Origin of the sequence: Xylanimonas sp. McL0601, assembly GCF_049852175.1 — a bacterium.
Classification (GTDB): domain Bacteria; phylum Actinomycetota; class Actinomycetes; order Actinomycetales; family Cellulomonadaceae; genus Xylanimonas.
Genome location: NZ_CP187527.1, coordinates 1,139,631 through 1,161,892, shown reverse-complemented (window position 1 = coordinate 1,161,892; position 22,262 = coordinate 1,139,631). Strand labels below are relative to the sequence as shown.

The 22,262-nt window shown below is 73.3% G+C and carries 21 protein-coding genes and 1 pseudogene; 11 read left to right on the top strand and 11 right to left on the bottom strand.

The window, feature by feature from the left end:
• Positions 1-45: 45 nt before the first annotated feature.
• On the bottom strand, positions 46-372 hold the full coding sequence (locus ACO4JP_RS05255; protein ID WP_425956331.1) for a WhiB family transcriptional regulator: 327 nt from the start codon (positions 370-372) through the stop codon (positions 46-48).
• 148 nt (positions 373-520) lie between these two features.
• On the opposite strand from ACO4JP_RS05255, the gene ACO4JP_RS05250 reads away from it, so the two are divergent.
• Positions 521-1,318: a TIGR03089 family protein gene (locus ACO4JP_RS05250; protein WP_425956330.1), complete on the top strand. Its 798-nt coding sequence runs from the start codon at positions 521-523 to the stop codon at positions 1,316-1,318.
• Positions 1,319-1,325: 7 nt separating this feature from the next.
• Here the strand turns inward: ACO4JP_RS05250 and ACO4JP_RS05245 are convergent, their stop codons facing one another.
• From ACO4JP_RS05245 to ACO4JP_RS05230, 4 genes are read right to left on the bottom strand one after another with little or no spacing between them, the layout of a single operon-like run.
• Positions 1,326-2,075, bottom strand: a complete 750-nt coding sequence (locus ACO4JP_RS05245) for a class I SAM-dependent methyltransferase (protein WP_425956329.1) — start codon at positions 2,073-2,075, stop codon at positions 1,326-1,328.
• A gap of 45 nt (positions 2,076-2,120) precedes the next feature.
• Positions 2,121-3,053 (bottom strand): lysylphosphatidylglycerol synthase domain-containing protein, encoded by a 933-nt coding sequence (locus ACO4JP_RS05240; protein WP_425956328.1) that lies wholly within the window; start codon positions 3,051-3,053, stop codon positions 2,121-2,123.
• The gene (locus ACO4JP_RS05235; protein WP_425956327.1) at positions 3,050-4,177 is read right to left on the bottom strand and encodes a glycosyltransferase; all 1,128 of its coding nucleotides are present in this window, start codon (positions 4,175-4,177) and stop codon (positions 3,050-3,052) included. Before ACO4JP_RS05235 ends, ACO4JP_RS05240 begins: the two co-directional genes overlap by 4 nt.
• Positions 4,174-5,211, bottom strand: a complete 1,038-nt coding sequence (locus ACO4JP_RS05230) for a glycosyltransferase family 2 protein (RefSeq protein ID WP_425956326.1) — start codon at positions 5,209-5,211, stop codon at positions 4,174-4,176. The genes ACO4JP_RS05235 and ACO4JP_RS05230 overlap by 4 nt, the downstream gene beginning before the upstream one ends.
• A 70-nt stretch (positions 5,212-5,281) precedes the next feature.
• Between ACO4JP_RS05230 and ACO4JP_RS05225 the strand changes: the two genes are divergently transcribed.
• On the top strand, positions 5,282-6,760 hold the full coding sequence (locus ACO4JP_RS05225) for a hypothetical protein (RefSeq protein ID WP_425956325.1): 1,479 nt from the start codon (positions 5,282-5,284) through the stop codon (positions 6,758-6,760).
• Here ACO4JP_RS05225 and ACO4JP_RS05220 read toward each other — a convergent pair.
• On the bottom strand, positions 6,684-8,342 hold the full coding sequence (locus ACO4JP_RS05220) for a DUF2142 domain-containing protein (protein WP_425956324.1): 1,659 nt from the start codon (positions 8,340-8,342) through the stop codon (positions 6,684-6,686). The genes ACO4JP_RS05225 and ACO4JP_RS05220 overlap by 77 nt on opposite strands.
• Before the next feature lie 95 nt (positions 8,343-8,437).
• Between ACO4JP_RS05220 and rfbA the strand changes: the two genes are divergently transcribed.
• Both rfbA and ACO4JP_RS05210 read left to right on the top strand, forming a co-directional pair.
• Positions 8,438-9,301, top strand: coding sequence for a glucose-1-phosphate thymidylyltransferase RfbA (gene rfbA, locus ACO4JP_RS05215; RefSeq protein WP_425956323.1), 864 nt, complete (start codon positions 8,438-8,440; stop codon positions 9,299-9,301).
• Between the two features lie 119 nt (positions 9,302-9,420).
• Positions 9,421-11,625 carry an N-acetylmuramoyl-L-alanine amidase gene (locus tag ACO4JP_RS05210; protein ID WP_425956322.1) on the top strand — a complete coding sequence of 735 codons (2,205 nt, stop codon included), beginning with the start codon at positions 9,421-9,423 and terminating at the stop codon, positions 11,623-11,625.
• Between the two features lie 78 nt (positions 11,626-11,703).
• Here ACO4JP_RS05210 and rfbD read toward each other — a convergent pair whose 3' ends face one another.
• Positions 11,704-12,546: a dTDP-4-dehydrorhamnose reductase gene (rfbD, locus tag ACO4JP_RS05205; protein WP_425956321.1), complete on the bottom strand. Its 843-nt coding sequence runs from the start codon at positions 12,544-12,546 to the stop codon at positions 11,704-11,706.
• 45 nt (positions 12,547-12,591) lie between these two features.
• On the opposite strand from rfbD, the gene ACO4JP_RS05200 reads away from it, so the two are divergent.
• Entirely contained in the window at positions 12,592-13,209 is a 618-nt protein-coding gene (locus ACO4JP_RS05200; RefSeq protein ID WP_425956320.1) for a dTDP-4-dehydrorhamnose 3,5-epimerase family protein, read from the top strand.
• Between the two features lie 54 nt (positions 13,210-13,263).
• Here the strand turns inward: ACO4JP_RS05200 and ACO4JP_RS05195 are convergent, their stop codons facing one another.
• Positions 13,264-14,976, bottom strand: a complete 1,713-nt coding sequence (locus ACO4JP_RS05195; protein WP_425956319.1) for a hypothetical protein — start codon at positions 14,974-14,976, stop codon at positions 13,264-13,266.
• A 41-nt stretch (positions 14,977-15,017) separates the two neighbouring features.
• A complete protein-coding gene (locus ACO4JP_RS05190) occupies positions 15,018-15,527 on the bottom strand; it encodes a hypothetical protein (protein WP_425956318.1) in 510 nt (169 codons plus the stop codon).
• 155 nt (positions 15,528-15,682) lie between these two features.
• On the opposite strand from ACO4JP_RS05190, the gene rfbB reads away from it, so the two are divergent.
• Complete coding sequence (gene rfbB, locus ACO4JP_RS05185) at positions 15,683-16,678, top strand: dTDP-glucose 4,6-dehydratase (protein ID WP_425956317.1); 996 nt, start codon at positions 15,683-15,685, stop codon at positions 16,676-16,678.
• The gene (locus tag ACO4JP_RS05180) at positions 16,675-17,943 is read left to right on the top strand and encodes a lipopolysaccharide biosynthesis protein (protein WP_425956316.1); all 1,269 of its coding nucleotides are present in this window, start codon (positions 16,675-16,677) and stop codon (positions 17,941-17,943) included. The genes rfbB and ACO4JP_RS05180 overlap by 4 nt, the downstream gene beginning before the upstream one ends.
• Here ACO4JP_RS05180 and ACO4JP_RS05175 read toward each other — a convergent pair.
• Positions 17,918-18,886: a glycosyltransferase gene (locus ACO4JP_RS05175; protein WP_425956315.1), complete on the bottom strand. Its 969-nt coding sequence runs from the start codon at positions 18,884-18,886 to the stop codon at positions 17,918-17,920. The genes ACO4JP_RS05180 and ACO4JP_RS05175 overlap by 26 nt on opposite strands.
• Positions 18,887-19,035: 149 nt before the next feature.
• On the opposite strand from ACO4JP_RS05175, the gene ACO4JP_RS05170 reads away from it, so the two are divergent.
• Entirely contained in the window at positions 19,036-19,797 is a 762-nt protein-coding gene (locus ACO4JP_RS05170; protein WP_425956314.1) for a glycosyltransferase, read from the top strand.
• Positions 19,798-19,819: 22 nt separating this feature from the next.
• On the opposite strand, the gene ACO4JP_RS05165 is transcribed toward ACO4JP_RS05170, so the two are convergent.
• Positions 19,820-20,704: a glycosyltransferase gene (locus tag ACO4JP_RS05165; RefSeq protein ID WP_425956313.1), complete on the bottom strand. Its 885-nt coding sequence runs from the start codon at positions 20,702-20,704 to the stop codon at positions 19,820-19,822.
• Positions 20,705-20,786: 82 nt separating this feature from the next.
• On the opposite strand from ACO4JP_RS05165, the gene ACO4JP_RS05160 reads away from it, so the two are divergent.
• The 3 genes and pseudogenes from ACO4JP_RS05160 to ACO4JP_RS05150 form a co-directional block, all read left to right on the top strand.
• On the top strand, positions 20,787-21,539 hold the full coding sequence (locus tag ACO4JP_RS05160; protein ID WP_425956312.1) for a glycosyltransferase family 2 protein: 753 nt from the start codon (positions 20,787-20,789) through the stop codon (positions 21,537-21,539).
• Entirely contained in the window at positions 21,536-21,919 is a 384-nt protein-coding gene (locus ACO4JP_RS05155; protein ID WP_425956311.1) for a DUF2304 domain-containing protein, read from the top strand. The genes ACO4JP_RS05160 and ACO4JP_RS05155 overlap by 4 nt, the downstream gene beginning before the upstream one ends.
• Positions 21,920-21,961: 42 nt before the next feature.
• Positions 21,962-22,261, top strand: a pseudogene (locus ACO4JP_RS05150) (formyltransferase family protein); the annotation flags it as partial.
• Position 22,262: the final 1 nt, after the last annotated feature.

Genomic DNA, 22,262 nt, shown 5'->3' with positions numbered 1-22,262 from the left:
CGGATGCCTCGTACCTCGGCCCCCACCCTGCGCTGCACCTCCGGCTCAGACGGCGCGGCGCTTGAGCTTGCGGCGCTCGCGCTCCGACAACCCACCCCAGATCCCGAAGCGCTCGTCGTTCGCGAGCGCGTACTCGAGGCACTCCGCGCGGACCTCGCAGCCCGCGCAGACCTTCTTGGCCTCGCGGGTGGAACCGCCCTTCTCGGGGAAGAACGCCTCGGGGTCGGTCTGGGCGCAGAGCGCCCGGTCCTGCCAGCCGAGCAGCGTCTCGTCCTCCACGGGGTTGCCGAAGAGAGGGAGTACCGGGGCCACGCGCTCCGGTGCGCGCAGCACGTCGGACGGGAAGTCGTCCTCGTCGAGCAAGTTCCACATGGCGGGTCCTCCTCCAGGGCGCATTTTACGGAAACCGCATACGTGGAATTACACGCGTGTCTTTCGGACGCGTCAAGCCGGAATGTGCTAGCAAGCGCTCGTTCACCCGACCCTGCGCGCATTTTCACGCCGCTTATACGCTTGCTCCGTGAACACCGCACCCGCTGGGCCGAGAACGATCGCCGACCTCCTGAACGTGCTGGTCAGGGACCCTGGCAAGCCCCGGCTCACCTGGTACGGGGACGACGGGGAACGCGTCGAGCTCTCAGGCGCGGTGCTTGTGAACTGGGTCAGCAAGACGACCAATCTCTTCGTGGAGGAGTTCGACGGCGCCCCGGCGTGTCGAGTGCTGATCGACCTGCCCCCGCACTGGCGGTCGGCCGTCTGGGTGCTGGGCGCGCTGCGCACCGGTGCGACGGTGCTGGTGCCCGGCCCCGACGGCCTCGCGCCCGACGGACGCCCGGCCGACGTGACCGTCACGACACGGCCCGCGGAGCACTCGGGCGACGTCGTCGCGGTCGCGCTCCCCGCGCTCGCGCGGCGGTTCGACGGCGAGCTGCCGCCCGGCACGGTCGACGCCGCGGCCGCCGTCATGACCTACGCCGACGCCGTCCTCTGGGTGCCCGAGACCGACCCGAGCGAGCCGGCGCTCGTCGCGCCGGCCGCGACCGCGCCCGTCCAGGGAGTGCTGCACGGCGACGTGCTCGCGTGGGCGGCCGGAGCCCCCGAGACGGCGGAGGCGGGGGCCCGCGTCCTGCTCGACGGGCGGGCTTCGCTGGTGGACACCCTGCGATCGATGCTCGGTGTCTGGGCCGCAGGCGGCTCAGTGGTCCTGACGTCGCCCACGACGGCGACGGCGCTCGAGGCAGACGCGGACCGCCGCGAACGCCTGGTGTCCCAGGAAGGGGTGTCCCTGGGAGGGGTCGCGAGCACCCTGGGCGATTGACCCCGGCTCAGGCTCCGAGCGGAGCCCTGCCCCAGGCGACGAGTCCGGTGCCTCGGCGCGGGAAGGCGCGCTGCGTCATCCGGAACGGCCACGTGCCCGCCGCGATCACGGCGCCCTGCAGCGCCGTCGACGGCTGGAAGAGCCGGCCGCTGCGCGCGGTCCGGTCCGCGACCGCGTCCTCGCGGACGTCGGACCGCGTCGCCGCGATCCGGTTCCGCACCACCTCGAGCGCGTAGCCGAGCGGCATCCCGTACAGCCGCGTGCCGACGTCGGTCAGGCCGGCCCCGCCGAGCAGCACGGCCATGGTGCCCGGCTCGTAGCGCCGGTAGTGGCCGACCGCCTCGTCCATCGCCCCGAAGCGAGACGGCCAGGCGGGCGTGGAGATCAGCAGGAGCCCGCCCGGGCGCAGGCGCGCGGCCCACTCGGCGAGCGCCGCGGCGTCGTCGTCGATGTGCTCGATCACCTCGAACGCGCACACGAGGTCGAACCCGGCATCGTCGATCGAGGCGAGCGGGCCGTGCACGAGCGTCGCGTCCACGCCGGCGGCCGCGGCGCGCTCGCGCGCGACGGCAAGGCTCGCGCCGTCGAGCTCGACGCCCGTGTAGCGGTGCCGCTGGGCGAGCCGGACGCCGACGGCGCCCTGCCCGCAGCCGATCTCGAGCACGCGTGCTCCGGGACCGGGCAGGGCCCGCGCGATCAGGCGCGAGGCGACGTCCCAGCGCAGTCGGGCGTACGGGGTCAGCGGCGGCAGAGGCACGTGCGGCTCCGGTCAGGCAGGGGACTCGGGCTTGCGCCGGGCAGCCTAGCGGGCGCGTGCGGGGCGGACCAGCACTCCCACCCCGGCGAACGCAAGGTCCACCAGGGTGAGAAGCACGCGCGAGAGCAGCACGACGAGCAGCACCGCGGCGTGCGGCAGCGCCCCGGCGAGCAGGGCGAGCAGAACCGCCTCGCGCACCCCGGCCCCCGCCGGCACGAACACCACGACGAACCCGGCGATCCAGGCGACCGCGTACCCGGCGATCAGCAGGACGAACGTCCGGGGGGTCGCCGGCAGCCCGAGCCCGGTGGCGAGCAGCCAGACGTGCGAGCCCGCGAGCAGCCAGCTCAGCACCGCCCACCCGACGGCCACGCCGAGGCCGGCCCAGCTCAGCGGCCGCTCGAGCGGCGGGCGGCGGAGCAGCCGCAGCCCGAAGCTCACGAGCCGGCCCAGCACCGCCGGAACCAGCAGCACCAGGAGCAGCGGCGCCACCCAGGCGAGCCACTCCCAACCGCCCAGCGCGTCCGCGCCCGCGATCGGCAGGCACACCGCCGCCACGACGGCGCCCGAGACGAGCCCGACCAGCATCGCCGTCGCGATCGCCGCGAGCGACCGTGCGCGCGGCACCTTGTGGTCGGCGCCGATCTCGGCCGCAGCCACGACGTTCCACACCCCGCCGGGCACGTACTTGCCCAGCTGGCTGATGCCGAACACCGACACGGCCGCGCGCACCGGCAGCGGCGAGCCGAGCTCGGCGAGCAGGACCCGCCAGGAGAGGAACGTGCACCAGACGTAGGCGGCGCCCGCGGCAGCGGCGCCGGCGAGGTGCCCGCCCGGCATCCGGTGATAGGCCGCGACGAGCTCGTCCCACGACGCCGCGACCGCGACGACGGCGAGCGCGACCGCGCCGAGCAGGAAGGCCCACCGCACCACCGGCGAGCGCAGCACCGCGAGCAGACGGTTCACGAGCGGGCTCATGCGTGCCCGTCCCGCGCGTCGGCGGGTGCCGCGAGCCGCTCCAGCAGCGGCCCGACGACGGCGGCAGGCCGCACGGCGTCGCGGCCGGCGCGGGCGCGGGCCGCCGCGGCCGCGTACCGCTCGGGGCGGGCGAGCTCGGCGAGCCGCGCCGCGAGCGCCGCCGGGTCCGCCGCCGGCACGAGCTCGAGGTGCTCCCCGAGCGCCCGCCGCTGCGGCGCGCTGTCCGAGGTGACGACGACGCGGCCGGCGGCCAGCCCCTGGAACACCTTGTTCGGCACCACGCGCAGACCCTTGGGAGTGGCAGAGAAGATGCCGAGGCACACGTGGTGGGCGGCGACGATCGCCGGCAGGGCGTCGGGCTCGACCCAGTCCTGCCAGGTGATGCGCGCGGCCGGCCCGGCCGCCGCGCGGGTCGCGGCGAGGTCCTGCCCGGTCCCCGCCATCGTCACGTCGAGCTCCGTCCCGGCGGCGGCCGCGAGCGAGAGCGCCTCCCCGATGACGGGCGCCCCCTGGAGCGGCGTGTAGAGCCCGAAGAACACGACCCGCAGCGGCTCGCCGTCGCGCGGGGCGGGCGCCGCCGCGTCGGACTCCCCCGCCGCGAACCACGCGTCGGGCGCCCCGACGGGCACGACCACGCCCTTGCCCGGCTCGCGCAGCATGGCGAGGTGCTCGGCGGTGTCGACGAGCACGACGTCGGCGGCGCCGGTCGCGGCACGGTCGAGCAGCCCCAGGAGCCGCACCCGCAGGCCGCGGGCGCCGCGGTCCACGGCCGTGTCGGCGGCGAAGACCAGGTGGTCGAGCACGATCGTCGTGCGTGGGTACAGCACGCGCGCGAGCAGCACGTCGAAGTGCCCGAGGTAGCCGACGAGCACGGCGTCGGGCGTGGCGCGGCGGGCCCGCAGCGCGACGGCGTCGCGCGCCAGGCCCGCCCAGCAGACCAGGAGCCGCAGCGCCAGGAGCGGCAGCCGCCACGGCTGCCGCAGCATCCGCACGCGCTCGGCCGTCGAGAACCCGAGCGGGCGGTCGAGCTCGACGACCTCGCGCCCGTGTGCGCGCAGGCCCGCGACGAGGACGCCGATCCGCGGGTGCCGGGCCGCGTCGTACGTCCCGAAGGCGACGATCACCGGCTGCCCACCGCGTCGCTCTCCCCGGCGGCCTCCGCGGGCTCGTCCTGGACGAACCCGGTCTCCGCGACCTCGTCCTGGACGAGCTCGGGCGCGGGCCCGTACTGGATCTCCTTGGTGCGCTCGAGGATCTCCTCGGAAAGCGTGCGGTTGGTGCGCAGCAGGTCGGCGATGACCATGAGGGCGAAGCACAGCAGCGAGCCGACCAGCATCGTCGTGCCGAAGACGACCGACTGCACGTGGCCGGCGCCGCGGCCGTCGGCCCACTGCACCAGGAACCGGACGAGCGGCACGATGCCCAGGACGCCGAACACGACGCCGAGCGTGAGGAACACGCCGTACGGCTTGTACATCACGTAGCTGCGCATGATCGCCTTGCCCGACTGGCCCATGTGCTGCCAGATGTTCTTGAACAGCCGGGACGGGCGCGTCTTCGGGTTGGTGGTGATCGGCACCGAGGCGATCTTCAGGCGCTTGTTGCCCGCCTGGATGATCGTCTCCATCGTGTAGCTGAACTGCGTCAGGACGCTCAGGCGCATGAGAGCGGCGCGCGAGTAGGCGCGGAAGCCCGAGGCGGCGTCGGGCAGCGACGTCCCCGCGGCGGTCGAGACCACGCGCGAGCCCACGCGCTGCATGAGCTTCTTGAACGGCGAGAAGTGCTCGATCGTCGCCGTCTGCCGGTCGCCGATGGCGATGTCGGCCTCGCGCCGCAGGATCGGCGCGACCAGCTCGGGGATCATCTCCTGCGGGTACTGGTTGTCGCCGTCCGTGTTGACCACGATGTCGGCGCCGTGCCGCAGCGCGTAGTCGATGCCGTCGCGGAACGAGCGAGCCAGCCCCATGTTGCGGGTGTGCCGCACCACGTGCTCGACGCCGAGGGCGCGCGCGACCTCGACGGTGCGGTCCGTCGACCCGTCGTCGACGACGACGATGTGCACCTCGTCGACGCCGGGGATCTCGCGGGGGATCGACGCCAGGACGAGGGGCAGCGTGGCTTCCTCGTTCAGGCAGGGGATCTGGACGAACAGCTTCACGCGGCGGTGCTCCGATTCGGGTCGGTCAGCCGGTCTGGGCGTGCGGGCGCCGCCCCCTAGGCTGGAGCCTGTGAGGCACACGATAGACGCGGTGCGCCTGCTCGTGCGCCACCCTGTCAGGCTCAGCGTGGCCGTCGCCGTGGCGCTCGCCACGGTCCAGCTGCTGGCCGTCGCCCCGTTCACGGCGGGCGACGAGGTCGCCCACCTCGACTACGCCTGGCAGGTGTGGCACGGAGGCCTGCCGGTGTTCGAGGACGGCCTGCAGCTGCGGCCCGAGCACGCGTGGATCCCGGCGGTGCAGTGGACGTCGCAGCACCCGCCGTTGTTCTACCTGGTGCTCGCGCCGGTGGTCGGCCCGCTCGCCGACGCCGGGCACGCCGTCGGCGCCATGTACGCCGCGCGGGCCCTCGGGGCGCTGCTCGCGGGGGTGTTCGTGCTCGTGACGACGTGGGCCGCCCGCGGCATGGTGCGCGAGGGCTCGCGCCTGCCCGCCGTCGTCGCGTTCGTCACGGCGTGCTCCGCCGTCGTCGCCCAGACAGCGGGCACGGTGCTCAACGACCTGTTCGCGGCGGTGTGGACGACGGCGCTGCTCGGCCTCGCGGTGCGCGTCGCGCGGCGCGGGCTGACGTGGCCCCTGTTCGCCGGCCTCGTGGGCACCGCGACGGCGTGCGCGCTCGCGCGGACGTCGTCGCTCATCGTCGCCGCGGTCGGGCTCGCGGGGGCGGCGCTCGCCGCGCTCGCCCACCGGCAGGTCGCGCGGACGGCGGCGCTCACGGGCACGGTGGTCGTGGTCGTCGCGGCGGCGTCCGGCTGGTTCTACCTGCGCAACCTGCGGCTCACCGGGAGCGTCACGGGCGGCCACCCCGACTGGGCGCTCGAGAACCAGGGCCGGCACGCCCGCTCGCTGCTGAGGGTTGCGATCGACCCGGTCACCTGGGACCGGCTGCCCAACCTCTGGTGGTGGGGGCCCGTGGTCCCGCGGCCCGTGGGCACGGTGCTGCTGATGGCCGTGCCGCTGGTGGTCGGGATCGTGGTCCACCACCGGGTGCTGCGGCGCCCGCTGCTGGCCGCGCTGCCCGTGGCGGTGCCGGTCGCGGCGTGCGTCGTGGCCGCTGCGGTGCAGCTCGCGTACGCCACCTCCGGCGGCGGCATCTACCCGCGCTACCTGCTGCCGGCGGCGCTGCCGCTCGTCGCCGGCGTCGCGGCAGGGCTGGCACACCGCGCGGGCCGGACGCGGCGCTGGGCCCGCTGGTGGTTGCCCGAATGGGTGCTGCCCGGCTGGACGGCCGTCATCGTCGTCGACCTGGTGACCTGGCTGGTGTCCGGGCGCGGCGGGTCCGCGGGCGCGGCGATGACCTCACCGCCGACGACGCCGCTGGGCTATCCGGCGCACACGGGCGCGGCGTGGGTCGCGGCCTCGATCGCGCTCGGGCTCGTCGCGCTGGCGTGCGCCGCCGTCGTCCGGACGCTCGTCAGACCCCCGCGCGCGGACGGCGCAGCGCCTGCCACACCGCGAGGGCCAGCGCGGCGATCGCCAGGGCTGCGGTAGTGCCGGCCACCGCGACCAGCCACCCCGAGCCCACAGGGCTGAGCAGCTCCCAGCGGTCGAAGGCCTCGCGCAGCGTCGTGCCCTCGGGCCGGTAGAAGCCGGTGAACCCGAAGCGGAACCCGTAGAACGTCACGGCGATCCCCGTCGCGACGACGACGGGCACGGCCATGCGAAGCCGCGCCTCCGACCCGCCGACCAGCCGCCGCACCGCGACGGCCAGCACCACCGCGAGCGCCGCCAGGCCCGCGAACAGGTAGCGGCCCTGGTGGCCGACCAGCAGACCGTGCTCCTGGTAGTAGGCCCAGCCGTTGTAGAGGATCGCCACGGTGAGCGTGGTGGGCAGCGCCAGCAGCACCGCGACCGGGCGCCACGTGGCGCGGCTGGTGAGCGCGACGACGCCGAGCACCAGCAGCAGCACCGTGGCCGTCAGCCAGAACGACTGCGGCGTGCGCAGGTCGAGCCAGCCCATGTCCCCGAAGAACGACCGCGACAGCCGCCGCCACGCCTGGACGACGTAGGTTCCCAGCCCCTCGGACACCTTGTCGTCCAGGTTCCGATCGATGCCGACAGGCTGGACGGTGCCGTAGACGACGATGTTGCGCACCCACCACCAGCCGCCGACGGCGAGCGCCACGCCGCCCGTGAGCAGCACGCGTCGGGCGTCGGCGCCGAGCGCGCGACGGCGGCTCTCGGTGCTCGCCCCGAGCGCGCCGCCCGGCGCGAGCAGGTACGCCAGCGCGATCACCGGCAGCAGGAAGGCCGCCATGACCTTGGTGAGCAGCCCGATGCCGACGACGGCGCCGATGATCGCGGCGGTGCGCAGGCTCCGGTCGCCGGTGAGCACGCGCACGACGAGCGCGGTCACGGCGGCCCCGACCAGCATGACGAGGGCGTCGTTGTTGACCGCGCCGAGGATGTGCCCCACCTGGGGCACCAGCAGCGGGAAGCAGGCCGCGACCGCGCCGGCCGCCGTCGAGCCCGTCAGCCGGCGCGCCGACCAGGCCGCGAGCGGGACCAGCGGCGCGAGCAGCACGACGTCGAGCAGGCGCAGCGCGAGCAGCTGCTGGTCCCAGCGGGCGTCCACCAGGCCGGTCACGTGCAGCAGCCCCGCACCGAGCGCGTAGTAGAGCGGCGGGTGCTGGCTCATCTGGTCGACGTCGTCGGCGGCGAGGGCCGGCCAGTGCGGCAGCGCGGTCCGCGGGGTCACGCGGGCGCGGTCGGCGGCGGGGACGATGTCTGCGAGGGCGAACTGCGGCACCGTGCCGCGGTCGGCGTAGCGGCCCGGCAGGTCGGTCTCGAGCGCGACGTCGATACGGGCCTGCTGGACCGCCGGCGCCATCACGGCCTCGCCCGGCTTCGGCCAGCCGCCACCGAAGGCGATGCGGAGCACGCTGTTGAGGTGCTGCGGCTCGTCCGGGGCGCGCAACGGCGGCGTGAGCAGGGCCCACGTGGCGGCGACGCCCACGACAAGGAGGGTCAGCACGACGTCGAGGCGGCGGTGGGCCGGCCAGCGGCGTCTGCCGGGGGGCGCTTCGGGACTCGCCTCGGGTTCCGTGCCGGACAGCACGCCGGTCAGGTCCATGGGACCAGTCTGCCGTGCCTCGCTCCCGCGCACCTGCACGGACGCCGGAAGGTCCGCCCACTGGCCCGCCGGGCGCACATGGAAGAATCCCGGTCATGCGCGGAATCATCCTGGCCGGCGGGTCCGGCACCAGGCTCCACCCGATCACCCTCGGCGTGAGCAAGCAGCTCGTGCCGGTCTACGACAAGCCGATGATCTACTACCCGCTGTCGACGCTCATCCTGGCCGGCATCCGGGACATCCTCGTCATCACGACGCCGCACGACGCCGACCAGTTCCGCCGGCTGCTGGGCGACGGGTCGCAGTTCGGCGTGTCGATCAGCTACACGGTGCAGGCCGAGCCGAACGGGCTCGCCCAGGCGTTCGTCCTGGGCGCCGACTTCGTGGGCAACGAGGCGACGTCGCTCGTGCTGGGCGACAACATCTTCTACGGCCCGGGTCTCGGGTCGCGGCTGACCCGCTTCGAGAACCTCGACGGCGGCGCCGTCTTCGCCTACCGCGTGGCCGACCCGACGGCGTACGGCGTCGTCGAGTTCGACGAGAGCTTCCGGGCGCTCTCGCTCGAGGAGAAGCCCGCCAAGCCCAAGTCGAGCTACGCCGTGCCTGGCCTCTACTTCTACGACAACGACGTCGTCGAGATCGCCAAGAACCTGCAGCCCTCCGCGCGCGGCGAGTACGAGATCACCGACGTCAACCGCCACTACCTGGAGGCCGGCAAGCTGCAGGTCGAGGTGCTGCCGCGCGGCACCGCCTGGCTCGACACCGGCACGTTCGACTCGCTGCTCGAGGCCAGCGACTACGTCCGGACCATCGAGAACCGGCAGGGCCTGAAGATCGGTTCGCCCGAGGAGGTCGCCTGGCGGCGCGGGTTCCTGAGCGACGACGAGCTGCGCGAGCGCGCCGAGAAGCTCGTCAAGTCGGGCTACGGGAGCTACCTGCTGGGGCTCCTCGACGACTGACGTCGCTCGCCTGGCGCGGTCGGCGAAACGCGGGCCGCGCCGGGCGACGTCCAGCCCGCCGGGGCGATCGTCGTTCACAGTGACGGGGACCACATTCCTTCTCGCAGGGAGACCGAGTGATGTCCCGACGAGCCCCACTCCGCACCGTCACCGCCCGGGCGGCAGTACTCCTCCTCACCGGGGCACTCCTCGTGCCCGTCGTGGCGGCGCCGGCAGGCGCCGTTGCCGCACCCGCCGCCACGTCCCACCGCCCCGCCACCGTGGGCGCCGCCCAGGGCTCCGCGGCGCACCACCCGGCCGCCCCCGTGGCGCCCGAGATCACCGACGTCGCTGCCGACACCCCCAAAGCGCCCGAGGCCGCGAAGCTCGGCGCCTCGGCCGACGGCACCCCCGTCACGCCTCAGGACGACGTCGTTGTCGCCGCGTCCGACGTCACGGGCTACGCCACCGTCGGCGTCGTCTGGCACGGTTCGCCGCTGCCGCAGGGCGTCACGATCCAGGTACGCACCTCCGGCGCGGACCGCGTCTGGGGCAAGTGGGAGCACCTCGACATCGAGCCCGGCGCGGACGGCGGCTCCCAGGGCGGCACCACGCCGATGGTCGTGGGAGCCGTCTCGCACGTCGAGGCGAAGGTCGAGGGCGCCGGTGCCGCGGGGCTCTCCGACGTCCGCCTCTCCGTGGTCGACCCGGGCACCGGCGTCGTCGACGCCGCCGCCGCGCTGCCAGGCACCTCCCCCGCGGGAAAGTCGGCGCCGACGACCGTGGCCGGGCCCCTGGCGGCCGTCGCACCGTCGACCACCGGCGGGCCGGCGATCCAGTCGCGGGCCGACTGGGGCGCCGACGAGTCCCTCGCGACCTGGCAGCCCGCCCGCGGCAACTTCAAGGGCGCCGTCATCCACCACACGGCAGGCACGAACGACTACACCGCGGGGGACGTGCCCTCGATCCTGCGGGGCATCTACGCCTACCACGCCATCACCCGCGGCTGGGGCGACATCGGCTACAACTTCCTGGTCGACAAGTACGGCCGGATCTGGGAGGGGCGCAAGGGCGGCATCGAGAACGAGACGATCGGCGCCCACGCGACGAGCTGGAACGCCAGCACGTTCGGCGTCTCGGTGCTCGGCAGCTACGACACGGCGACCCCCTCCAGCGCGGCCGTCGACGCCATCGTCCGGCTGCTCGGCTGGAAGCTGTCGCTCCACGGGATCCACGCGAACACCACCGCGGTCATCAACGGGCGGACGGTCAACACCATCCAGGGGCACCGCGACGTGGGCCAGACGTCATGCCCCGGTCCGAACCTCTACAAGCTCCTCGGCACGATCCGCAGTCGCGCGGCGTCCGAGCAGAGCAAGTACACCTCGATCTTCGGCCTCGACGGACCGCTCCCGCCGAGGACGCCCACGCCCCCGAGCACCGAGCGGGTGGCCTACCGCGCCCACGTCCAGAACATCGGCTGGCAGGGATGGTCGACGGAAGGTGCCACCGCGGGCACGACGGGGCGCTCGCTGCGGGTCGAGGCGGTGACGTTCGCGCTTCCGAAGCCGCCCGTCTCCGGCGGGATCGAGTGCTCGGCGCAGGTGCAGGGCAGCGGCTGGCTGGCCTACGCGCCCGCCGGACGGATCTGCGGTTCCGTCGGCCAGGGCCTCCGGGTCGAGGCGATCAAGCTCCGCCTGACGGGAAACCTGGCGCAGAAGTATGACGTCCTGTACCGCGTCCACGTGCAGAACATCGGGTGGATGGGCTGGGCCCGCAGCGGCGCGGTCGCGGGGACGACGGGCATGGCGATGCGCACCGAGGCCCTCCAGGTGCGGCTCGTCCCGAAGGGGCAGGCGGCGCCCGCGTCGTCGGTGCTGCCCGCGGTGCAGGTCGGCCTCACCGTGACGCCGCACGTCGCGACGCTCGGGTGGTTGCCGGCGGTGGGGGCGGGCCAGACGGCGGGCACGTCCGGCCGGTCGCTCGCGCTCGAGGCGCTCAAGGTCGCCACGTCGGTCCCGTGGTCGGGCGGGGTCGAGTGCCGTGCGCACGTGCAGAACATCGGGTGGACCGGATCTGTGGCCCCGGGGGCGACGTGCGGGACCACGGGGCGCGGGCTCCGCATCGAGGCGCTCGCCCTGAGGTACGACGGGGCCGCGGCGGCCCACCTCGACGTCTGGTACCGGGTGCACGTCCAGAACATCGGGTGGATGGGCTGGGCGCACAACGGTGCTGCGGCGGGGACGCAGGGCCTGGCTCTGCGCGTGGAGGCCGTCCAGGTGGTCGTGCGGCCCAAGGGCGCAGCCGCACCCGGGTCGACCGCGGACTCGTTCCGCGCCGGGTGATCGTCGCTTCGTGAGGCTCGACCACCAACGTGGTCGAGCCTCACGAAGCGTTGCCGTTCCGGTCTCGGCCGGCGCGGTTCAGCCGACGATGACGGGCGCGGCCGCGCGGAAGCGCTCGCGCCAGTCGCCGATCGGGGCGACACCAGCCGCCTCGAGCGAGTCGTGCGAGAGCACCGAGTACCCCGGGCGGTGCGCCTTGGCCGCGAACGCGGCGCTCGACGTCGGCGAGACGACGGCCGGGTCGAGCCCGATGGTCGACGCGACCTCCTGGGCCAGCTCGAACCACGAGCAGCGTCCGCTCGAGGTCCCGTGGTAGATCCCCCGCGGGGCCTTCGCGTCGACGAGCCGCACCATGAGGTCGGCGAGGTCGGCCGTCCAGGTGGGCTGCCCGACCTGGTCGTCGACGACGGTCGCGGCGCCCTTCTCGCGCAGGACGCGGGCGATGGTGCGCGGGAACTTGCCCGTCGTCGCCCCGTACAGCCAGGCGGTGCGCACCACGAGGTGGTCGCCCTCGGCGAGCACGGCCCACTCCCCCGCGAGCTTCGTGCGCCCGTACGCCGAGCGCGGTGCGACAGGGGCGTGCGCGGGATAGGGCTCCGTGGCGTCGCCGTCGAACACGTAGTCGGTCGAGACGTGGACCAGGCGAGCACCCGCCTGCGTCGCCGCGCGGGCCAGGTTGGCCGCACCGACGGCGTTGACCGCGAAGGCCGCGGGCTCGTTGTCCTCCGCGCCGTCGACGTCGGTCCACGCCGCGGCGTTGGCGATGACATCGAAGCCCTGGGCTGCGGCGACGCAGGCCTCAGCATCGGTGATGTTCACGTCGTGCTGCGTGGCCGTGACCACCTCGTGCCCGTGCTCGACGAGCGTCTTCTCCAGGTCCGTGGCGAGCATGCCGCCGCCACCCGTGATCAACCAGCGCATGTCCGGAGCCTACCGGGCGGGATCCGGTCGACTACGCTTCCGCCGGTGGACATCCGAGCACTGAAGATCGAGGGCGCGTGGGAGCTCACGCCCCGCCAGTTCGGCGACGACCGGGGTGTGTTCCTCGAGTGGTTCAAGGGCGCCGAGTTCGCCCAGACCGTCGGGCACGCGCTCGACCTGCACCAGGCGAACCTCTCCGTCTCGGCCGCCGGCGTGCTGCGCGGTGTCCACTTCGCGGACGTCCCGCCCAGCCAGGCCAAGTACGTCACGTGCGTCAAGGGCGCCGTGCTCGACGTCGTCGTCGACATCCGGGTGGGTTCGCCGACCTTCGGCGAGTGGGACTCGGTGCTGCTCGACGACGTCGACCGCAAGGCGATCTACCTCTCCGAGGGGCTCGGCCACGCCTTCTGCTCCCTGGAGGACGGCTCGACCGTCACGTACCTCTGCTCGGCGCCCTACGCGCCGGGCCGCGAGCACGGCCTCCACCCGCTCGACCCCGAGCTCGGCATCCAGTGGCCGACGGAGAGCCGCGACGGCTCCCCGCTCACGCCCCTGCTGAGCGACAAGGACGCGGCCGCGCCGACGCTGGCCGAGGCTCGCGAGCAGGGCCTCCTGCCCACGTGGGACGCCGTGCAGGAGTTCCGCGCGTCGCTGCGCGCCTGACCCCGTGCGTCGCGGCGGGCTCGACCACTGCGGTGGTCGAGCCCGCCGGACCGATCATGACGTGCGGAACGCGTTGCCCGTGCTGCCCGGCGGGGTCGAACCGCGCGGCTGCACGACGACCTGGACGCTCTCCACGCGCAGGCCGAGGCCCTGCGTACCGGACTGGGCGCCGTTGCTCGCCCATCCCATCCAGCCGATGTTCTGGACATGGGCGCGGTACCAGACGTCGAGGCTCGCGGCGGCAGACCCGCTGAACTGCAGCGAGAACGCCTCCATGCGCAGGCCCCGCCCGGTGGTGCCGCAGGTCGCCCCCGGTGCTACCCATCCCGTCCAGCCGATGTTCTGCACGTGGGCCCTGCACTGGATCCCGCCTGCCCAGGGCAGGGACGACGTCCGCACCCGGAGCGCCTCCAGCGCGAGCGACCGGCCCGTCGTGCCCGCCGTCTGGCCCTGCCCGACCGGTGCCAGCCATCCCAGCGTCGCCACGTGCGGCGTCACCGTGAGCCCGATGCTGGCCGAGGGCATCGTCTGCGGCGTCGGCCCCGCCTGGCCCTTGGCGACGAGCCGCACCTCGACGGACTCCGTGCGCAGGCCCATCCCCTCCGTGCCCGCGTCGGCGCCGTTCTTCGCCCAGCCGAGCCACCCGACGTTCTGGACGTAGACCCGGTACCAGATGTCGAACTGGCTGGCGACGCTCCCCGTGAGCCTGAGCCGGAGCGCCTCGACCCTGAGGCTGCGCCCCGTCGTGCCGCACGTCTGGCCTGTGTCGACGTAGCCCGTCCAGCCGATGTTCTGGACGTGCGCCGAGCACTGGACCCCGCCCGACGGGCTCCCGGCCGGCAGCCGGAGCTGGAGCGCCTCCACGCGCAACGAACGACCGGTGGTGCCGGCCATCGTGCCCTCGGGCACCCAGTCCTGCCAGCCGATGTTCTGGACGTGCGCCCGGTACTCCAGCCGGTCCGGGCCGCCCGAGACGTTGAGCTGGGTCGAGCCGAACCAGTCGGTGAACAGCCGCCAGAAGTTCCGGTTGCCGTACGCCGAGCAGACGTCGCCCGTGCCGTACAGGTTCTTCAGCGCCGCGGCGTTGGGCTGGTACGGCGTGTAGATGTACAGGCCGGCCGTCGCCTGGTTCTCGATGTAGACCGTCGACGACCCGCAGGTCGTGTTCGGGTTGTAGAGGATCGTGTTGTCGCGACCGGCCTGGTAGCCGTACCGCGTCGGGTTGTTGCGATACACGTGGTACTGGCGTGCCGCGCGGTAGAGCTGGTTGAAGAGCCCGTAGTACTGCGCGTCGCACGGCGCACCGTCGGGGCAGCCGTAGCCGGTCGCGGAATGGTAGTTGACCGTCGTCGGCTTCGTCTTCGTGACGAGCGACGACTCCTTCTGCAGCAGCACGAGCAGCACGCGCGGGTTGATCCCGCAGGCGTTCGAGACCTTCGAGATGATCCGCGACGCCGGCTCGTTCGTCGCGCCCGCATAGGCCTTGCACAGGTTGGTCTCCGCCGCCGTCGACGGGGTGGTCACCGTGTAGTCCTTGAGGCACGCCTGCTCGCCGGCGACGCAGGCCGAGCCCTGCTTGTCCAGGAACGCCTGGACCTGCGTGGCCGTCATCGTGCCGGACTCGTAGAAGACGGCGTCGGCGATGATGTTGCCGGCCTTGAAGTCGGAGCCGCTCAGCGCTGTCGCGACCGGGGCGGCGGCGAGCGGCGCCGCAGGCGCGGGCGCCGCCGTCGCCGGGAGGTCGGCCGCGACCAGGCTCCCCGCCACGACCGCGGTCAGGGCGAGGACCTGAGGACGACGCGGCCGCCTCACGAGATCTCTCCCGTCGACGTCACGCTCCCGGCGCCCACCGACGCAGGCGACTCGTACCTCAGCTTCAGGGTCCAGGGCGCCCCGGGCGTCGGAAGGGTCAGGTTGACGTTGCTGCACCACGTGGTCGTCGCGTCGGGTTCTGCCGACGACGACCCGTCCACAGTGGCGTCACCCTGGACAAGGGTGAACGCGCACGTCCCCCCCGCCTCGATGACGCCGTGGACGTAGCCACCCGCCGCGAGCACGTCGTCGGAGCCCATCGTCGCGACGGCGACGACCTCGACGGAGCGGCGCCCGTCGCTGGGCGTCGGGCTTGCCGTCGCCGTCACGGCGGGATCGTCGCTCGCCCGCGAGCCGTCACCGGTCGCCGGCGCCGGGGAGGCACAGGCGGCGAGCGTCAGTCCCGTGACGACCACCAGCCCCAGGGCGACGATGGTGAGCCTTGGCCTCTGCCTGCGCATCGCGATCTCCTCCTCGAGCCGGGCGGCCGGGCGAGCGGCCTCCATCAGGGTACGAAGAGTGAGTTCCCGGTCAGGGACGTGGTGACGGTGCGGCGCGTCCTGTCGCGTTGAGGCACGGTGCGATCGCTGGAGGCCGCAGACCGGCGCTGCGGCAAGACGGTAGATTGTCGGCAGTCCCGTCCCGCGCACCCGGAGGAATCGTGCAGGTACTCGTCACTGGTGGCGCCGGCTTCATCGGCTCCAACTTCGTCCACCAGACCGTCCGGGAGCGTCCGGACGTCCGGGTGACCGTCCTCGACGCCCTCACGTACGCGGGCGACCGCGCGTCGCTGGCCGCCGTCGCCGATCAGGTCACCCTCGTCGAGGGCTCGATCACCGACGCCGAGCTGGTCGACCGCCTGGTCGGCGAGTCCGACCTCGTGGTGCACTTCGCCGCCGAGTCGCACAACGACAACTCGCTCAACGACCCGTCGCCGTTCGTGCAGACGAACGTCGTCGGCACGTTCACGCTCCTCGAGGCGGTGCGCAAGCACGGCGTGCGCTTCCACCACATCTCGACCGACGAGGTGTACGGCGACCTCGAGCTCGACGACCCGGCGAAGTTCACGCCGACGACGCCGTACAACCCGTCGTCGCCCTACTCGTCGACCAAAGCGGGCTCGGACCTGCTGGTCCGTGCGTGGGTGCGCAGCTTCGGCGTGCAGGCCACGATCTCGAACTGCTCGAACAACTACGGGCCATACCAGCACATCGAGAAGTTCATCCCTCGGCAGGTCACCAACCTGATCGACGGCATCCGCCCGCGGCTGTACGGCGCCGGGCAGAACGTGCGCGACTGGATCCACGTCGAGGACCACAACTCGGCCGTGTGGGCGATCGTCGAGAAGGGCCGCATCGGCGAGACCTACCTGATCGGCGCCGACGGCGAGAAGAACAACCTCGAGGTCGTCCAGACGCTGCTCGAGATCTTCGGCCGTGACGCCACCGACTTCGACCACGTCAACGACCGCGCGGGCCACGACCTGCGCTATGCCATCGACGCCACGCGCCTGCGCGACGAGCTGGGCTGGGTGCCGCAGTACACCGACTTCCGCTCGGGCCTCGAGGCCACCGTCGACTGGTACAAGGCCAACGAGGCCTGGTGGCGCCCGGCGAAGGCTGCCGTCGAGGCGAAGTACGCCGCCCAGGGCCAGTGACGGAGCCCTCGACGGCGCACCGCCGTCAGGGGCTGGCACCGCGGCTCGCGGGATTCTTCGGGATCCCGCTGCTGAGCGCGCTCGCGCCGTTCATCATCCTGCCGTTCGTGTCCCGCATCGCAGGGCAGACGGGCTGGGGCGACATCGTCGCTGCGCAGGCGATCGGTGGGTTCGGTGCGATCGCGGTGACCTTCGGCTGGGGCATCTTCGGTCCCCCCGCCGTCGCTCAGACGGCGGCGGAGCATGTGCGCCAGCGCCTCTACCGCGACTCCCTGGTGGTGCGCGGGCTCGCGACCGTGTTCGTGCTGCCCGTCTGCCTGCTCATCACGTGGGCCGTCGTCGGGCCGCACCACCTCACGGACTCGCTGCTCATGGCGGGTGCGCTCACGCTCACCGGGCTGCTGCCGTCCTGGTACTGCATCGGCATCGGCCAGCCGATGCTGATGGCCCGTTACGACGTGCTGCCCCGGCTGGCCGCGGCGCTCGTGTCGGTGCCGCTCATGCTGGCCACCCACACCATCTGGCCGTACCCGGTGCTGACCACGCTCGCACTCGTGCTGCCCACGGCGATGTTCACGCGCCGCATCCTCGCGGGCTATGACGCATCGGCAGAGCCGCACCGGTCGCTGTGGGCGGTCCTGCGGCAGACGGCAGCCACGGCCGGCATCGACGCGGCCGGCAACGCCTACGGCTCGACGCCGGTGCCGATCTCGACGGCGACGCTGTCCCCGGCGGACGGCTCGGCGTTCTCCTCGGCCGACAAGCTGTACCGCGTGGGTCTGACGATCGTCGTGACGTCGATCGGCAACGCGTTCCAGGGCTGGGTGCTCGACCCCGCGGCCGCCGACCGGCGCCGCCGCCAGCTCCTGGCGATGGGGGCGCACGCCGTGACGGGCGTGCTCGGGCTGGTGTTCCTCGCGACGCTGGGCCCGTGGGTCACCGGTCTGGTGTTTGGCACCGATGTGGCCGCGCACCGCGCGGCGGCCGCCTGGTACGGGGTGGCGTTCCTGTTCATCTCGCTGTCCACGCCGCTCATCCGCAACCTGCTCATCCCCTCGGGTCGTGGCCGCTTCGTGCTCGCGGGCACGATCGCGTCGTCGATCCTGGGGCTCGCACTCATGGGGTGGGGCGCGGCGCGCCACGACGCGACGCTGATCGCGTTCGGCCTCGCGTCGTCCGAGGTGCTGCTGGTGGCACTGCTCGCCGGCCCGGCCCTGCGGCTGCTGCCGCCGGCGGCCGCTACAGCGGGTCGATCCGCCAGCTGACGCGGGCCGCGGTCTGCGCGACGTCGTCGGGCATCTTGCCCATGCGCCCACGCCAGCCGTCGCGCAGGCCGCGTGCGATCACGCGCGCGATGGCCCCCCGCGGCTGGGCGTACAGGCCGACGAGCAGGACATGCTGGATCTCGCGCAGCGTGTCCACGCTCAGGAGGGCGGGGTCGCTGCGCCAGTACTCGCGGTTGATCACCACGCGGCTGCGGGCCCGGTAGTAGTACCGGAATGGCGTCGAGAGGCTGAGGGTGAGCTGCCTTCCGCTCAGGCGGATCCGGCGGCCCAGGAGAGTGAACGGGTAGGTGCGGCCGAGCTCGTGCGGCAGGACGAGCCCGGGGGCCACGAGGCACGCCCGGCCGAGCCTCTTCAGGCGCAGGTAGTACTCGATGTCGACGAGGTCGATGAACAGCTCCTCGCGCTGGTACCCGGCGGCGGCGAGCACCTCGCCCGAGACCAGCGACCCGGACTGGATCGGCTCACGCGAGTGCCGGAACCCGTGCTCGTCGGCGCCACGGAGGACCTGCCGCAGGCCGGCGAAGCTCTCGGGCGAGACCATGCCCATCGCCAGCCCTGCGCGCACGCCCGCGTCCCACTGGGCCACGAGCGCGGCGATGAAGCCCTCGGGGACCGTGCTGTCCTGGTCGAACGTCACCACGAGGTCCTCGGGAGCGAGAGCGGCCTCGCGCAGCCCGGCGTTGAGCGCCGCGGCGATCCCCTGGTTCTCCGCCAGCGCGACGACGCGGGCCCCGGCGGCCCGCACGTGGTCGAGCACGGCGCCGTAGTCGGGTCCGCTGCCGTCGTCGACCACCACGACCTCGTCCACCTGGCCGGCGATCAGCCCGACGTTCCGGACCAGCTCGTCGGTCGGCCGGAACGACGAGACGACGGCGATCAGCCGCCGTCCGGCGCCCTGGGTCGCTGCGGCACCCGCGGTCATCGATCTCCACCCGTCTCGTCGTGGCCGCGCCCTGCACGGCGAACCGTCCCCCGGGCGCGCCGGGGGGCACCCGTACACTACGGGAGGTCCGGGCGCGGCCCGGACGTCCCAGCGGACCCCCGACCACGCGCCCCCGACCAGGAGAGTGCATGCCCGCGCCCCAGATCAGCGTCTGCATGGCCGCCTACAACGGCGGCCGGTACATCGAGGAGCAGCTCCGCTCGATCCTGGACCAGCTCGGACCCGACGACGAGGTCGTCGTCGTCGACGACGCGTCGAGGGACGACACCGCTGCCGTGGTCGAGGGTTTCGAGGACGCGCGCGTCCGCCTCGTGCGGTCCCCCGCGAACCGCGGCTACGTCCGCACCTTCGAAGCGGCGCTGGGCGCGGCGCGCGGCAGCTACGTCTTCCTGGCGGACCAGGACGACGTCTGGCGGCCTGGGCGGGTCGAAGCGATGTGCGCCGCGCTCGACGGCAGGGCCGTCGTCGCGACCAACCTCGCGACGCTGGGCAGTGGCGAGACCCTTGTCGGCCCGTTCGGCCAGCCGGACTGGCACCTGCGGGCCGCGGACTCCGACCGTCCGCTGCGCAACGTCCTGGGCATCCTCGCGGGAAACCGCCCCTATTACGGGTGCGCGATGGCGGTGCGGCGTGACGCGCTAAAACTGGTGCTGCCGTTTCCCGAGTTCCTCGTCGAGTCGCACGACCTGTGGCTCGCGCTCGCGGGCAACCTGTCGCACAGCATGCGCCACCTCGAGCTGCGCTCGATCGAGCGCCGGCTCCACGGCGAGAACCAGACGCCCAACCGTCCGCGCGGGCCGCTCGCCGTCCTGCGCTCTCGGCTCCTGCTGCTGCGAGCGATCGCCGTCCTGACGGCTCGCCGCCGCCGGCTGCGCCGCGCCGCCCTCTGACGCGTCAGCTCCCGAAGACGCCTCAGCTCCCGAAGGCGTGCCGCAGCAGCGCCCGCGCCGAGCCCCGGCCGCGCCGCAGGCCCGCGGGGAGCAGGGTCAGCGCGTGCAGGCGGGACGTCCAGTGCAGCCGCGCCGCGCGTGCTGCACGCCGCCACCCGTGGGCGCGCATCGTCGCGCCGTACTCGGCGAAGAACTCCCGCTCGCCCGCGAACCTCCGGTCGTCAAGCAGCGACTCCATCGACGCGCTCTCGGAGTGCCGGCGGTAGGAGAAGCAGACCGTCGGGACGATGAGCAGCCTGGCCCCGAGCAGCACCTGGTCGAGCACGATCGCCAGGTCCTGGATGAAGTCGTACCGGTCGCTGAACGGCGTGCGCCGCAGCGACTCGGTGCGGAAGACGAGCGACGGCCAGTACATCCAGTCGGCCGCGAGCAGGCTCGCCGCGAGCGCCTCGCCCCCGACGACGCGCTCTCCCGTGCCCCGCGGCATGGTGACCCGCTGCTTGACGACGTCGGCGAGGGGCGCCTGCACCGCGCCGGCCCCGTCGATCACCTGGACGCCGGGCTGGATGATCTCGATGCCCGGGTGCCGGGCGATCGCCGCGGTGACGACGTCCACGTAGCTCGGCAGGAGCGCGTCGTCGGCGCCGAGGAACACCAGGTGCTCCTCGGTCGCGATCTCCAGGCAGGTGCGGAAGTTGGCGGTGATGCCCTCGTTGGACTCCTTGCGCACGTACCGGATCCGGTCGTCGCCGAGCGACTCGAGCCACGGGCCCATCCACCGGTCGGGGTAGGCGTCGTCGACGACGGTCAGGCGCCAGTCGACGGAGGTCTGCGCAAGCACGCTCTCGACCGCGGCGCGAGCCATGGCCGGGTCGCCCCAGTAGGGCAGCATGATGTCGAGGGGCACGGTCTGGGATGCTAGCCGACCTGGCCTGCGGGATGCGCCGGACGGCGATCGAGGGGCGCCGCACGCCGGTAGGATCGCGCGCATGACGCCAGCCCTCCCACGCCTCCTCGTGGTCGTCCCGGCGTGGAACGAGGAGGCGACGATCACCGCGGTGATCCACGAGATCGCGAGCGCGGTGCCGAGCGCGGATGTGCTGGTGGTCAACGACGGGTCCACGGACCGGACGGCAGAGGTTGCGAAGGCAGCCGGTGCCACCGTGCTCGACCTCCCGCTCAACCTGGGGGTCGGCGGCGCGATGCGCGCCGGCTTCAAGTACGCGGCCCGCGCGGGCTACGAGCTCGCCGTGCAGATCGACGCCGACGGTCAGCACGACCCGAGCCACGTCCCGCTGCTGTGGGAGACCATGCAGCGCGAGCGCGCCGACATCGTCATCGGGGCGCGGTTCGCCGGCGAAGGTGACTACGAGGTGCGCGGCCCCCGCAAGTGGGCGATGGGCGTCCTGGCCCGGGTGCTCTCCCGGGTCTCCCGGACGCGCCTGACGGACACGACGTCGGGGTTCAAGCTGATGAACGCCCGCGCGGTCAAGGTCTTCGCCTCCAACTACCCCGCCGAGTACCTCGGCGACACGGTGGAGGCGCTCGTCATCGCGTCCCGCGCACACCTGGCGGTCCGCCAGGTGGGCGTCACCATGCGGCCCCGCGCCGGCGGCGCGCCGTCCCACAACCCCTGGAAGGCCGCGGTGTTCCTCCTGCGTGCGTTCTTCGCACTGCTGATCTCGCTGTCACGGCCGAGCGCGCCGCTGCCCGAACCGATCTCTGACGGGGCCCACTCGTGAGCGGCTACGCCTTCGCCGTCGCACTGTGCCTGCTGGTCGTGGTCTCCCTGGTCCAGCTGCTGCGCCGCCGCTGGATCCGCGAGAAGTACGCGGGCATCTGGATCATCGTGGCCCTCGGCATTGCCGTGCTCGGGGCGTTCCCGGGGCTCGCGGTGCACGTCGCCCGCCTCGTCGGCGTCGAGATCCCCGCGAACCTGGTGTTCGCGACCGCGGTCGTCACGCTCCTGGCGGTCTGCATCCAGCTGAGCGTCGGCGTCTCTCAGCTCGACGAGCGCGTGCGCACGCTCACCGAGGAGGTCGCGCTCCTGCGCCTCGAGGTGCGACGCCCGACGGCGCCCGCGTCGTCCACGCCGTCCACGCCGTCCGCCGATGAGGCCTAGGGCACCCCTCGAACACTTGCCCTACGGTGGCGCAGAACCGCGAAGTTGCCACACGCCACCTCAGCGTTCGAACCCACCCAGCACCCTGAGGAGCTCGACTCCGCGACGGTGGATGCGCTGACTGCTGCGGGCGTCGAGCTCGTCGTGCTCGCCGGCATCATCAAGAAGCTCGGCCCGCGAGTCCTCGCAGGCTGGGACGGACGCATCGTCAACACCCACCCGTCGTTGCAGAGAGGGACCTGCGGGTGTCCTGGTTGGCCGAGTTCTGCGACGCGCGGGACGCCACACCGCGGGTCTAGGTGCACTCGGGCCGTCACGCAACTGACGGCCGAGCCCACCTAGC